Annotated in this window: 11 protein-coding genes; 3 read left to right on the forward strand and 8 right to left on the reverse strand. The window is 46.4% G+C overall.

The window, feature by feature from the left end; translation table 11 throughout:
- Positions 1-6: 6 nt before the first annotated feature.
- A complete protein-coding gene (gltB, locus tag Y79_RS0104205) occupies positions 7-4,566 on the reverse strand; it encodes a glutamate synthase large subunit (protein ID WP_016936564.1) in 4,560 nt (1,519 codons plus the stop codon).
- A 145-nt stretch (positions 4,567-4,711) separates the two neighbouring features.
- On the opposite strand from gltB, the gene gltC reads away from it, so the two are divergent.
- Positions 4,712-5,614, forward strand: coding sequence for a glutamate biosynthesis transcriptional regulator GltC (gltC, locus tag Y79_RS0104210; RefSeq protein WP_016936565.1), 903 nt, complete (start codon positions 4,712-4,714; stop codon positions 5,612-5,614).
- Positions 5,615-5,672: 58 nt separating this feature from the next.
- On the opposite strand, the gene proB is transcribed toward gltC, so the two are convergent.
- The 4 genes from proB to Y79_RS0104230 all read right to left on the reverse strand — a co-directional run bounded on the left by proB (position 5,673) and on the right by Y79_RS0104230 (position 9,204).
- Positions 5,673-6,791, reverse strand: a complete 1,119-nt coding sequence (gene proB, locus Y79_RS0104215) for a glutamate 5-kinase (RefSeq protein WP_016936566.1) — start codon at positions 6,789-6,791, stop codon at positions 5,673-5,675.
- Positions 6,792-6,812: 21 nt separating this feature from the next.
- A complete protein-coding gene (gene proC, locus Y79_RS0104220) occupies positions 6,813-7,661 on the reverse strand; it encodes a pyrroline-5-carboxylate reductase (RefSeq protein ID WP_016936567.1) in 849 nt (282 codons plus the stop codon).
- Positions 7,662-7,837: 176 nt separating this feature from the next.
- Positions 7,838-8,206: a replication termination protein gene (gene rtp / locus Y79_RS0104225; RefSeq protein ID WP_016936568.1), complete on the reverse strand. Its 369-nt coding sequence runs from the start codon at positions 8,204-8,206 to the stop codon at positions 7,838-7,840.
- 281 nt (positions 8,207-8,487) lie between these two features.
- Positions 8,488-9,204, reverse strand: a complete 717-nt coding sequence (locus Y79_RS0104230; protein WP_016936569.1) for a 3-ketoacyl-ACP reductase — start codon at positions 9,202-9,204, stop codon at positions 8,488-8,490.
- Positions 9,205-9,333: 129 nt separating this feature from the next.
- Between Y79_RS0104230 and Y79_RS0104235 the strand changes: the two genes are divergently transcribed.
- Together Y79_RS0104235 and Y79_RS0104240 are read left to right on the forward strand one after the other, a co-directional pair.
- Complete coding sequence (locus Y79_RS0104235; RefSeq protein WP_016936570.1) at positions 9,334-9,639, forward strand: DUF948 domain-containing protein; 306 nt, start codon at positions 9,334-9,336, stop codon at positions 9,637-9,639.
- 64 nt (positions 9,640-9,703) lie between these two features.
- Positions 9,704-10,465, forward strand: a complete 762-nt coding sequence (locus Y79_RS0104240) for a hypothetical protein (protein ID WP_016936571.1) — start codon at positions 9,704-9,706, stop codon at positions 10,463-10,465.
- 30 nt (positions 10,466-10,495) lie between these two features.
- Here the strand turns inward: Y79_RS0104240 and Y79_RS0104245 are convergent, their stop codons facing one another.
- Genes Y79_RS0104245 through Y79_RS0104255 form a run of 3 tightly spaced genes read right to left on the reverse strand, consistent with a single transcriptional unit; the run spans position 10,496 to position 14,279 of the window.
- Positions 10,496-11,743 (reverse strand): RbtT/DalT/CsbX family MFS transporter, encoded by a 1,248-nt coding sequence (locus tag Y79_RS0104245; protein ID WP_016936572.1) that lies wholly within the window; start codon positions 11,741-11,743, stop codon positions 10,496-10,498.
- A gap of 37 nt (positions 11,744-11,780) precedes the next feature.
- Positions 11,781-13,259 (reverse strand): FGGY-family carbohydrate kinase, encoded by a 1,479-nt coding sequence (locus Y79_RS0104250; RefSeq protein ID WP_016936573.1) that lies wholly within the window; start codon positions 13,257-13,259, stop codon positions 11,781-11,783.
- An 18-nt stretch (positions 13,260-13,277) separates the two neighbouring features.
- On the reverse strand, positions 13,278-14,279 hold the full coding sequence (locus Y79_RS0104255; RefSeq protein ID WP_016936574.1) for a 2-hydroxyacid dehydrogenase: 1,002 nt from the start codon (positions 14,277-14,279) through the stop codon (positions 13,278-13,280).
- Between the last annotated feature and the right edge of the window lie 57 nt (positions 14,280-14,336).

Consider the following 14,336-nt stretch of genomic DNA (forward strand, 5'->3'; position numbering starts at 1 on the left):
CCTTTCTTACTGCACTACCGCTTGTTTTTGATCTTTGGCCGGCGTTTTGTGAGCCTTTGTGTTGGCTTCAAAAGCATACATAATGGCGTCTTCTTCTGATAAACCCGCCGCTTTTTGTTCTTCGATGCTGAGGAGCATTTGTTTATAGTTTTTCGGAATGACTTTGATAAAGGTCTCTGCGGCGTCTTCCCAATGATCTAGGAGGTCTGCGGCTTTTTTGCTGTTTGTCAGCGCCGCATGCCGTTTGACCATTTCTTTCACTTCTTTGATCTCCGTTTCATCCGTCAGTTTTTCAAATGAAATCATTTCCATGTTGCATTTGCGTTTAAATGCTTTGGCATCATCGCTCAGGACGTATGCGATACCGCCTGACATCCCCGCTCCGAAGTTTTTGCCGACTTCACCGAGGACGACAACCCGGCCGCCTGTCATGTATTCACAGCCGTGATCTCCGATACCTTCTACAACGACATTGACTCCGCTGTTGCGGACCGCAAAACGTTCACCGGCTCGCCCGTTAATGTATGCTTCCCCGCTTGTTGCTCCGTAAAAGGCGACGTTCCCGATAATAACGTTCTCATGCGTTTCGCAATTGAAGGCATCAGGTGCTTTCACGATGATTTTTCCGCCTGACAGCCCTTTTCCTACGTAGTCATTTGAATCCCCGGTCAAATGAAGCGTCATCCCTTTAGGGACAAATGCGCCGAAACTCTGTCCGGCTGATCCGGTGAAATGGAGCCTGATCGTATCATCCGGCAGTCCTTCCGCTCCGTAGCGTTTGGAAATTTCACTTCCCGTCACGGTTCCGGCTACGCGATTTGTATTATTGATCTTGATTTCCGCTTCCGCTTCCTGACCGGCTTCAATTGCAGCCTGCACCGCCGGAAGAATTTCCGTCATATCAAGTGACTGACCGATTTTATGATTTTGCGCAGTCCGGAAAGTGCGCACGCCTTCAGGCTGATACAGCAACGTAGACAAATCAAGCTGTCCCGCTTTCCAATGCGCTTTTGCACGTTCGCTGACATGAAGAACGTCTGTGCGGCCGATCATTTCATCCAGCGTTTTAAAACCTAACTGCGCCATATATTCACGCACTTCTTCCGCGACAAACAGCATGTAGTTTACGATATGATCAGGATCGCCCATAAACTTTTTGCGAAGCTCCGGATTTTGCGTCGCGACACCTACAGGACATGTATCTAAGTGGCAGGCGCGCATCATGACGCAGCCTAGAACGACGAGCGGCGCTGTGGCAAAGCCGAATTCTTCCGCGCCTAGCAAGGCGGCCATCACGACGTCGCGCCCTGTCATCAGCTTACCGTCCGTTTCCAATACCACGCGATCCCGTAAACCGTTCAGCATCAGCGTTTGGTGTGCTTCTGCAAGACCAAGCTCCCACGGAAGACCTGTATGTTTAATACTCGTTTTCGGTGAAGCACCCGTTCCGCCGTCGTACCCGCTGATGACGATGACATCGGCCGTACCTTTTGCCACACCGGCCGCAATCGTGCCGACGCCGGCTTTTGACACGAGCTTGACGCTGATTCGCGCGTTTCGATTTGCATTTTTCAAATCATGGATCAGCTGAGCCAGATCTTCAATTGAATAAATGTCATGATGAGGAGGCGGTGAAATCAGCCCGACACCTGGTGTAGAACCGCGGACATCCGCGACCCAAGGATATACTTTGTTGCCCGGAAGCTGGCCGCCTTCTCCCGGCTTCGCCCCTTGCGCCATTTTGATCTGCAATTCATCCGCATTGACGAGATAATGGCTTTTTACGCCGAAACGGCCGGATGCGATCTGTTTAATTGCACTTCTTCTGTCGTCGCCATTTTCATCCGGAATAAAACGTTTCGGGTCTTCTCCGCCTTCTCCGCTGTTGCTTTTTCCGCCGAGCCGGTTCATCGCTATTGCCAAAGCTTCATGCGCTTCCTTGCTTAATGAACCGAAAGACATCGCCCCTGTTTTAAAACGTTTCACGATCGACGCAGCTGATTCGACTTCTTCTAATTTTAAAGGTTTGCGGTCTTCTTTGAAGGCGAACAGATTACGTAAAAATCCGATTCGTTCTTCATCCGCTGCATGAGAATATTGCTTAAACAGGCTGTAATCATTCTTGCGGCACGCCCATTGCAGGGTATGGATGGTTTTCGGATTGAAAGCGTGGTGCTCTCCCCCGTTTCGCCATTGGAATTCACTACCCGGTTCAAGAGTTTGGCTGTAATCATCCTTGTAAGCCGCTTGATGACGCTGTTTTGCTTCTTGCGCGATCGTTTCGATATCGATTCCGCCAAGCTGGGATGCAGTTCCCGTAAAGTATTTGGAAATGACGTCTTCACCGATGCCGACCGCTTCAAAAATTTGGGCGCCTCTGTAACTTTGCACAGTTGAAATCCCCATTTTTGACATCACTTTCACGACGCCTTCTGTCACGCTCTTTCCGTATTTGCTGACAGCTTCTTCATACGGAATATCAAGCCGTCCTTCATCGATTTCCTGCTTATACGTAGCATAAGTCAAATATGGATTGACAGCATCGGCCCCATATCCGATGAGAGCCGCAAAGTGATGAACTTCACGCGCTTCGCCTGATTCAACGATAATGCTTGCTTTAGTACGCAGACCTTGACGGATTAAATGCTGATGCAGCGCACTGACGGCCAAAAGCGGCGGAATCGGTGTCAATTCTTTACTCATTGCCCTGTCAGATAAAATTAACAGAGATACGCCTTCCTTGATCGCTTTTTCCGCCTGCTGAAACAAATCCTTCAGGCCTTTTTCCAGGTCATCGGAAAACAGCGTGCGGATGTTCTGGCTCTTAATGTCAGGATGCACAAGTGTTTTCAGCGCATAAAACTGTTCGTTAGATAATACAGGAGTGTACAGTTTAATGCGGCGGGCATTTCTTTCACTCGGATGTAGCAGATCGCCTTCAGCTCCGAGCCATGTCACCGTGGAGGTCACCAGCTGCTCGCGGATCGCGTCAATCGGCGGGTTTGTGACTTGCGCAAACAGCTGTTTAAAATAATGAAACAGTGATTGGGCACGGTCGGATAAAACGGCGAGCGGCGAGTCATTTCCCATGGAGCCGAGCGGGTCTTTGCCTTCTTTAATAACAGGAATTAAATATTTCTGAATATCTTCATACGTATAGCCAAATGCTTTTTGCCGGACGAGAAGATCATCGAATTGTTCCTCTTCCCGGATTTCCGGATCAGGATTCACTTGAACCAATTCCTCTTCAAGCCATTTTTGATACGGGAATTCATTGGCGATTTCCGTTTTTACTTCTTCATCTGAAATAATCCGGCCTTCCTCTAAGTCAATGAGCAGCATTTTTCCGGGTTCCAGGCGTTTTTTATGAAGAATGTTTTCCTGCTCCACTTCAATAACGCCCACCTCAGATGAGAAAATAATATGGTCATCTTTTGTCACATAGTAACGTGCCGGACGCAGGCCGTTACGGTCAAGGATGGCGCCGATTTGTTTACCGTCCGTAAACGAAATGGCGGTCGGTCCGTCCCACGGCTCCATTAAAGAGCTGTGATATTCGTAAAAAGCCCGTTTCGCTTTAGACATGTGAGTGTTTTCGGTCCATGGTTCCGGGATCAGCATCATTGCCGTATGTGCCGGCTTCCGTCCCGCCATCACGAAAAATTCAAACGCATTATCAAGAATGGATGAGTCACTGCCCTCAGCATTTAAAATCGGCAGCACTTTATGAAGATCGTCTCCGAAGCTTTCTGAAACAAACTGCTGCTCTCTCGCCCGCATCCAATTGATATTGCCCCGGAGCGTATTGATTTCTCCGTTATGGATCAGATAGCGGTTCGGATGGGCACGTTCCCAAGTAGGAAAGGTATTTGTGCTGAACCGTGAATGTACGAGTGAAAATGCAGATACGAAGGTTTCATCCTGCAAATCCAAATAAAACGCGTCAACCTGCTCAGGCGTTAACAAACCTTTATAAACGATAGTCTGGCTTGACAGGCTTGCGAAGTAAAAATCAAGCTGTTCTTGGACGCCCCAATTTTCCGCCTGCTTCCGGATGACATACAGTTTGCGTTCAAAAGCAAGGCTGTCTTTCAAATCGTTTGCGGCACCGATAAATACTTGGCGCACGTACGGGCAAGTACTTTGTGCCACTGTTCCGATTTTTCCGACATTAACGGGGACGGTTCTCCAGCCGAGAACGGTCTGCCCTTCCTGCTCAATGAATGCATTCACCTGTTTCTCGATCTTTTTTCTTTCCTCTTCATTTTGCGAGAAAAAGACCATTCCTACCCCGTAACGGCCTTTTTCAGGCAGCTTCATTTCTCCGCACTCCTTCTTAAAAAAAGCATCAGGGATCTGAACCATCAGGCCGGCGCCGTCTCCCGTATTCGGGTCACTGCCCTGTCCTCCTCTGTGATCCAGCTGGCAAAGCATCTGCAGTCCTTTTTTCACAATGTCATGTGAAGGTTTCCCTTTTAAATGGGCATACAAGCCGATTCCGCATGCATCATGCTCAAATTCCGGACGGTAGAGACCTTGTGCTTTCGGCATTTGATTGTAAGTCATAATTCCTCTCCCCCGATCAGTTTCCGTTAATTATCGGTCATAAAATCTGACAACTTTAAATTAATTGTAAGTTTTCAAAACAATATAAACAATATATAATTTAGATCAAATACATCTCAAAATGAGATAGATAGGTGTGAACGCAATGGAATTACGCCAGCTTCGGTATTTTATGGAGGTAGCAGAACGGGAACATGTGTCAGAAGCGGCTGATCATCTTCATGTCGCCCAATCCGCCATCAGCAGGCAGATTGCAAATCTTGAAGAAGAGTTGAAGGTCACTTTATTTGAACGGGAAGGCAGAAATATTAAGTTAACGCCGATCGGCAAACAATTTTTAGAACATGTTAAAACAGCGATGAAAGCAATTGATTACGCGAAGGAACAAATCGATGAATATCTTGATCCTAATCGTGGAACCGTCAAAATAGGATTCCCGACGAGCCTTGCAAGTCAGCTTTTGCCGACAGTGATTTCAGCATTTAAAGAGGAGCACCCGAACGTTGAGTTTTTGCTCCGCCAAGGATCTTATAAGTTTTTAATTGAAGCCGTGAGAAACAGGGACATAGATGCGGCGCTGCTCGGCCCCGTTCCGACGGAATTTCCCGACATAACAGGCAATATCTTATTCACAGAAAAGATTTACGCGCTTGTTCCGCTGCATCATCCGCTTGCCAAACAAAAAAATATCCATTTAATTGATCTGCGCGGCGACCAATTTGTTTTATTTCCTGAAGGATTTATTCTCCGCAATATGGCGATTGACGCTTGCAGACAGGCTGGCTTTGCGCCGCTTGTATCAACGGAGGGCGAGGATTTAGATGCCATTAAAGGATTAGTCTCCGCAGGCATGGGCGTTACTTTATTACCTGAAAGCACCTTTGCGGAAACCACACCTCGGTTCACGGTCAAAATTCCGATTGAATTCCCTCAAGTGAAGCGCACCGTAGGCATTATTAAGCCAAAAGGCAGAGAACTGGCTCCGTCTGCGAATGATTTCTATCATTTTGTCATTCAATTTTTCTCCAAACTTGAACAATATCAATAAAAACAAACCCGAGCTTCAAAACGAAGCCTCGGGCTTTGCCATGTTTTATTGATTTTTCTCAGCCGATCGGGATGGACAGTTCAACGTGGCAGACAAACGCTTCCGGATCAATGACTGATTGGCCGGTCTGTTTATGCGGCGTTTCTTTATATGTCTTCAGCTGAGCTGAGGAATAATTGACGATGCCGAGCCCAAGCTCCTCTCCCTGCTGATCAAGCAGTCTGACAACCGCCCCGCTGCTGAATCTGCCGTTAATCTGTTCGATATCCTGCGGTGACAGCGCCACATTTCCGTTCGCTATATCGCGGCTGCTTTTCTTCTCCATCACAATCTCGCCTTCGGGGCCGGAATTAAATGCAAGCCATTGTTCTTTGTGGTTTAACGGGAGGGTTCCTTCCGCTTCAAAATAAGTTCCTTCAGCCGCCTCTTCTACCGCTTGAAGCAGAATGTCCGGGGCGTTAGCCTGCCCGAGGAAGCCTTTAATACCGGAGGCCATCACAATTTTAAAAGCATCCAGCTTTGAACGCATTCCGCCGGTCCCTATCTCACTCCCGGCATCTCCCGCGCTTGCTTCTATTTCCGGGGTGATGTCACTTACATGTCTGATTCGTGCCGCTTCCGGGTTGCTGCGCGGATTATCATCATATAAACCGTCGATATCTGATAAAATCACAAGCATGTCGGCATCAATTAAGCCTGCGACCTTTGCCGCGAGTGTATCATTATCACCGAATTTCAGCCGATTGACTGTGACGGTGTCATTTTCATTAATAATCGGAATAATGCCTCGTTCTAAAAGGACATTCATCGTATTGCGGACATTATGATAGCGGTATTCATCAGAAAAGTCGCTTCTTGTAATTAAAATTTGTGACGCGACATAACCGTGAGCTAAAAACAGCTTTGAATAAGCTTCCATTAATAATCCCTGCCCAATGGAAGCAGAAGCCTGTTTTTCGGGGAGGCTTTCCGGTTTCTGAATAAAGCCGAGCTTCCGATAACCTGCCGCCACTGCGCCGGAAGATACTAAAATCACTTCATAACCGCTGTCTTTCAGCTGTGCGATTTGATCCACCAATGTCTCCAGTTTTCTTCTGCTGATTTCTCCGTGCAGGCTCGTCAGTGAGCTGCTGCCGATTTTCACCGCGACTCTTTTGATCTCCGTCCGAGAAGTCACTGTATCACTCCTGTTTTTATTTTATAGTGCTGCTGTTTTTTCAATTGTTTTGCTGATCTCAATAGAACGTTCGGTCGCATGTTTAATGGCTTTGGCAATGGCTTCCCCGCCGCCTTCAGACCTGAGCGCATCAAGGCCGGCTGCAGTCGTGCCGTTTGGAGAGGTGATGTTTTCTCGCAGCACATCCGGTTTTTCCCCCGTCTCCATCAGCATTTTTGCTGCGCCTAATAATGTTTGCGCGCCAATTTTGCGGGACAGTTGTTTATCTAAGCCGGCTTCTTCACCTGCTTTTTCGATAAACTCCATTAAATAATAAAAGTACGCCGGTCCGCTGCCTGCGATGCCGGTGAAAATGTCCATCTGATCTTCTTTGATCACATATACTTCACCGAGACATTCCAGAAGGGATACCGCAGTTTGTGCTGAACTTTGAGAGATATGGTCTCCGAAAGCCGCAGCTGTTGCCGATTCGCCGATCATGCTGGATGTGTTCGGCATGACTCTTACAACCGGCTGATTCTCATGTAATGATTGTTGTATAAATGAGGTTGTTATGCCTGCCAAGACAGACAGGATGATTTGATGAGGTTGAATACGCCGTTTCAGCGTCTCCAGAGCGATTTCAGCATCCTTCGGTTTCATAGCTAAAATAAAGACATCAATGTCTTCGGTTTTCATGCTGTCAAAAGCTGTGCCTTGAATTCCGTATTGATGTTCCAATTCAGCGAGTCGCTCTGTATTTCGGCGGTTTGTCACGCAGATGTTTTGATTGGGAATTTTTTTTGCGCGGACCATGCCTGATATCATTCCTTCAGCCATTGATCCTGCTCCTATAAAAGCAACTTTCTTTTGATCTAAGATCGGTAACATCTCCCTTGTTCGTATTTTGTTCGCATTTTTCACACGTTTTTTATGTTATCATGTCAGGAGTCAATGTCAAGTTTGAAGGTTTTATTGATATGTATTGTTCCCTGTCTGCTATTATGTATAATGAATCACAGAACACACCGCCTGAGCCCGGGCGGCGGGGTGTGTTCCGGACAGATTTAAAAATTATCGGAAAGGGCTTTTTCTATCAGCTTTTTGCAGCGGTCAAGCTCTGTCTTAAGCTGTTTTTTGTAAAGTTTCGCAGCTTCATAGTCTTTAAATTGATAGAGAACGACTTCCTGGAGTTTGGCTCCTTCTTTTTTGACCTTTACCTGTTTTAAGATCCCGTCATCCAAGAGTTCGTGGAGTGAACGGTATACCTCAGTATGATTCGGCTTAAAACCGATGGGTTTAAATTCGGAGCGCAGCACCTCGAGAAGCTTCAGTCCGTAAAGCCGTTCCTGCTCTGTCATTGTAATCATGTAAAGCTTTAAAAAAGCCCTTTGTTTCACTAAAAAACCGGTTGAACTTCTTTTTTCTTCTTTCATTATGTGCACACCCTTCCATCTAACAAATTATTCCATGTACTAAATATTCTCTTTATATTCCGTTTCCCCTTTTATTGTGCGGACAGTTTAATTTGTATTTATTTGTTTTTTAGAGCGGCGGGAAAAAATATAATTGAACATTTGGTACATAGTTTATTTAGTTTAATTATAACTGATATCGGTTTCTGTTTCATTCCTTTTTTCGCACAAATCCTTTATATCTGCTCATTCAGTTTTAGGAAACAAAAAAAAGACCTGTCTAAAAAGACAGATCCCGTTTTTTAAGGATTGGTTGACCATAAACCGGCAGTTTTGATGAAAATGCGCGGATGTAATTTCAATTGAGCAACCATATATTCTGCAAGATCCTCAGGCTGCATGACTTTTTCCGGATTGCCGTCTGTCAGATTTAATTCAATTGACATATCGCTGGCAACCGTGCTCGGAGTCATTGCGCTGACACGGATATTGTGTTTTCTGACTTCCTGCATGAGAGATTCAGTCAGACCGAGAACGGCAAATTTCGAAGCGCTGTACGCACTTGTCGCCGCGGCGCCTCTTTGGCCGGCCGTAGAGGAAATATTAATGATATCTCCTGATTTTCTCTCAATCATTTCAGGAAGAACGGCGCGTGTCACATGGTATACACCCATTACATTAACTTGAATGATGTCTTCCCACTCTTCTGGCGTAAGATCTAAAAATCCGCCGAATTTGCTGATTCCGGCATTGTTTATCAGGATGTCAATCTCACCGAGATCTTCTTTAATAGAAGCGACGGCTTGTTCGACCTCTTTTTGGCTTTTCACATCGGCAGCAGCGAATGATGCCTTTACACCAAGGGCTTCTACTTCTTCTGCAACCTTTTTCACATTTGCTTCAGTGCGGCCGATTAAACCGATATTGACTCCTTCTTTCGCTAAAGCAATAGCGGCGGCGCGGCCGATTCCTCTGCCCGCACCCGTGATAAGAGCCGTTTTGTTCTGTATATTTTCCACGTCTTTCACCCTTTCTGAATGTCCTTATGTACGATTTCACATTATAAGCAGAAAAAAAACAATTAGCAAATAAAATGATTCATCAATCTCTATAAAGGGTATCAACTGAAAAAAAGGAGTGAAAAGCAGATGATTATCATTTTGTATATCAGTGCTGCCGTTGCGGCTGCCGCCTTGGTTTATTTAGCCATATCAGCCGTGCGTTTTAAAAGAAACACAGCGCCTGATATAAAGAAGATTAACGTCACGGCAGCGTCCATGCAGACATCCGTTGAAGAAATCAAAACAGAAACCCGTCGGTTATCACAAAAGCAGAAAGAACTGCAGGAAGACTTTCTCACTAAAAAAACAGCCGTGCAAACGACGGCTGCCGAAGCAAAAGGAACGCCTCATGTCCTGAAGATGCTCTGGAACGCCGGTAAAAGCGATTTATGAGCCTGCATGTCATCCGCCGTTTTTGCTGACACTAAGAGAATGAGCGGGTTCAAGGAGGCATAATATGATTTGCAATCGTGAGCGGCTTGCACATTTTTTGCGCCAGCTTAAAGCATTATCATCTTCGGGAGAATTTACAAAATCGGATTTGCTGACTCCGGAGTTCCATTTAGCGAAGGACGGAGATCTGGATATGTATTATTCGCCTCATAATGAGTATATCAACCCTCATGCTGCAGTTGTCATCTCCGGAATTACACCCGGTTTTTTTCAGATGCAGCGGGCTTACAAAGCAGCGGCACAGCTTTTAAAAAACGGCGAATCTCTTGAGGTGGTAGCATATGAGACAAAAAAAGCGGCCGGGCTTTCCGGTTCCATGAGGCAGCACATGATCGAAATGCTTAATGAATGCGGTCTGCCGGCCGCGCTCCGAGTTGAGAATTCATCCTGTTTATTTGGTTCAAAACGGGAGCTGCTTCATACGACATCCGTTATCAAACACCCTGTTTTTTATAAACAGAAAAACTATACGGGACATCAGCCGCTAATCAGCAGGTCAGCTCTTCTCAGCCGTTATGCGCTGAAATATTTTCCGGACGAAATAGAAATAATGAAAAAGGACATTCTGCTCGTCCCTCTCGGTAAAGCAGCAGAATCCGCCTGCCGCATGCTGAAGAAGAACGGGAGGATGAATCATGCGGTCATTTTGGAAGGCTTCCCGCATCCGTCCGGCGCAAACGGACATCATTTCAAACAATTTCACGAAAACAAACAATCGTTACGTGAACAAATTCAGCGCTTTGCCGAGTTTCTTCAGAAGCTGTAAAAAACGCCCCGAGCCTTCGGGGCGTTTCTGTTAAGAAGCATATTCAGGCAATGATTTATCGTGTTTTGCCGTTTTTTCTTCAGGTATTTTGATTTGATTTGTCAGGATTGCACTTGCGAAATAGAGCGCCGCGAAAATCCATACTACGCCTTGTGCGCCGACAAGCCCGATAAACGCCCAGGCAAGCGCGGGGCCGGCAAATGCCGACAGGCCCGCGGCCAGATTTAACACAGACATGGCAGCACCTTTATCGCTGCCGGCCGCCGTCGGCACGATAGCTCCGATCGGAACGAATCCGGCCAGAAGCCCTCCCCAAATAAAGCCGACAATGCTGACGAAAAGCAAGTTCCCATGTGATACAACAGGGGCATAATATAATAAAAGGGTAAAAATGCCGCAGCCCGCTCCTCCGAACCACATGACAGTCTTTTTCCAGCCGAACGCATCGCCGACTGCACCGAAGATTAAGTTAAAGACGATATTGCCGAGAAAGATCGTGCCCCAAATCTGCAGCCATACATTTGTAGAAATGCCGTGCTGCGCCATATGCATTGGGAGAAATACCGGAAATCCGTATGTTCCGATACTGTTGATGATCCGAACAATCCCCCCAGAAAGCACACGCGGATTTTCAGCAAGGATGGTGATTCCTTTCATTAATTCCTGCACCTTTTCCTGTTTACTTGCTTTTTTCTTTTCAAAGCGGTCCCTATTTAAAATCAAAGCAAAAAACGCGCCGAGGCATACCCAAAAAATCGAACTCCACAGCGTATTCAAATAGCCGAAGGATTTGATGGCCCAGCTAGAATACCAAGCACCGAATACAAACATGCCGCAGCAATAAGCAATCCAGAACCAGCCGACCGCCGTACTGAGCTTGCTTTTCGGCGACCGGTAAATCACCCATGTCAAAAAAGAATAGGCAAACAGCGGATAGCCCAGCCCTTTAATAAAATACGTGACATACATTACCGGCAAATTAAGATTTTCAAATCCGTATGCGATAAACGCGGCTGTTCCGATAACATAAAATAACAGCCCCATAAACATCGTCCGCTTTGCGCCGAAGGCTTCGAGACAGACGCCTGAAAACCAAGACGCTATTGCGAGAGAAATACCGTAAACCGTAAACAAGGATGCTGATTGCTGTACCGTCAAGCCGTTTTCAACTAAAAACGGGCTGAGCCAGCCTTGTTCAAGGCCGTCCCCCATCATAAACAGCACGACCCCTAAAAATCCCCAGGCAAGCTGTTTCGGAATTCCTATTTTATTAAGCATTTTTTGTTCCTCCTCAGCAATCTTTCATGTTGTCATCTCATCCCCAAGTCAGGCTTTCACCGCTGGGCTGAAAATGCGCAAATAATTTTTGCGTATGTTTCCATTCTTCATATAGGAAGAGATCCGTCTGATCCGATTCCGGTTCAATTACCTTTGTGCGGTTCGAAAGTTCTTCTTTCACACCGAGAGCTTCGTTGCAAATCATCGCCGCCCCCATTACGGATGCCTGGCTGAAGCCTTCTCTCTTATAAATCTTCTTTTGCAGAAGGTTAGCAAGAAACTGTGTCAACGCATCACTTTGGAAACCGCCGCCGCACACCTTCACATCATTTTTTGAAAAGGAAGTCACTTCTGTTAACGCCTCATAGTTCCATTTGATTGAAAAAGCGATTTCCATCAGAGCGGCTTTGACAAAATGCGCTCGGCTTAAACTTTGGGATAGCGGGGCATCAAAAATAAATCCGCCTTTTGCGAGTGCGTTTTTTTCAGGCGATAAATAGGAGCCTAACGCAGAAACACACGCTTGATCATGTTTCGGCAGACTGGCGATTTCCCGTTCCATGACGCCGTAGGATTCATTCGGATAAAAAATGGATTTTAATTTTTGATAATTGAGTCCTGTTACACCCGGATTAGTTTCAAGAAGCCATTGACCTTCTTCTGTATGGCAATTCAGCCATGCATTCTCTAAACTTTCGGTTCCGGGCTCCGCTGTTATCTTTGTAATCGGCGTCGTCGTACCGGATACGATGACGATATCTCCCGGCTTTGCATCTGCACTTTTAATGGCAAGCTGTGTGTCTCCTCCGCCTGCAATCACAGGCACTCTTTCAGAAAGACCGAGAACAGCCGCTTTTTTAAACGTTAACATTCCGACAACCGTCCCAGATCGGACGAGTGAAGGAAGAATGGCAGAAGGCACCCCGAAGATGCTGCATAATTTCTCTGACCACGCCTTTTTCCTTACGTCAAACAGCAGTGTTTCAGCGGCCTGTGACGGTTCATAGCTTAAAATTCCGCTCAGCTCAAATGTCACCCAGTCACTGATGCTTGTGATGTACTTCACTTCTTTCCATAATGACGGCTGTCTTTTTTTTAACCCGACAAGTTTCATGGCGGAAAATAAAGCGCTCGGAAGGCGTCCGGCGCACTGATGCACTTCTTCTTTTAACTGGATCTCTCCCTCCCATTCGCGCCCTCTATTATCAATGTTGGGCAGACCGAGAAACGCCTTTTTATCTTTATTAATCAGAACAATTCCCTGCCTCTGGCTTGTTGAGGTGATTCCGATTAATGTAATATGAGGGCTTTTAGCAATAGCCTTTTTTGCTATAGCGCTGATTTGCATCCATAATCTTTCCGGCGAGAAATAACGGCCGTCCGGATAAAGCGGATCCGTCACATATTCAATGTCTTCCCTTTCCAGTGCGGTCACGTCGCCGCCGGCAGTCACAACCGCGACTCGCGCATTCCCTGTCCCGATGTCAAATACAAGGTAGCCTTTTTGTTCAGCCATTACAGCCTCCTCCTTTTTCTATCCTTCCATCTCAAGTTCTCTTTTGTTATAAAGTTCACGTATTGAGCAGAGCTGATCTTTTTTCCATTTGAAAAGCGCCTCATTTAAAATCCTCACATGATGATCCTCCACCTCAAATGTTGCGCCCGCTAAATGGGGAGTCGCGAACACATTCGGCAGTGAGATCAATTCATAATCAGAAGCTTCAGGCGGTTCGTGATAAAACACGTCAAGGATCGCTCCTTTAATCCGCCGTTCTTTCAGCACCCGCAGCAGCTCTTTTCGGTCTGTAACCGCTGCTCTTGATGTATTGACAAAAACAGCTTCTTGCTTCATCAATTGAAAATGCCGGGCGCCGATTAGGCCGATGGTTTCTTCGGTGCGCGGCAAATGAACGGAGACAATATCACTTTCAGAAAATACCCGTTCAATCGTCGTTTTTTCATACTCCCGGTTCTCATGATTAACAAAGGGGTCATAGTACAGCACCTTGCAGTCAAAAGCCGACAACATCCGGGCGATTCTCTGTCCGACAGCTCCGAAACCGATAAGGCCGACTGTTTTCCCCGTCAGCTCATTTCCCCTGAATTTGACGTAAGCCTGCAAATAATCACCATTCCACTTCCCGTCCTTCAGCCACCGATGAGAAGAATACGTGTGGCGCAAAAATGAAATGACATTTCCGATAAACATTTCAGCAACAGCCTGGGCATTTCGGGCCGGTGTATAGAAGACAGGAATTTTTCTTTTAGTCGCCGCCGCGACATCCACATTAGACGGCATCCCTCTGCAGACGCCGATAAAAGCGGAATCCGGCAATATATCAATCACTCGCTCTGATACCTCATCAAGTTCGGTAATAAGCCCCGACGCGTTTGTCTCTTGAATCATCCGGATTAATTCATCTTCCCGATAGGCCCGGCCGTGCTTCTTCCACGGCAGGTGTACAGTCCGGCCGAACAGATCTGTCAGCTCCTTCAGCCCCTCGTCGTGATATGGTGCGGTAATTAAAACCGTCATGGTGCAAAACATCCTTTTCACATAAATTTTTTCACAAAAAAATCTCTTTCCCCGAAG

The organism is Bacillus siamensis KCTC 13613 (assembly GCF_000262045.1).
Taxonomy (GTDB): Bacteria; Bacillota; Bacilli; order Bacillales; family Bacillaceae; genus Bacillus; species Bacillus siamensis.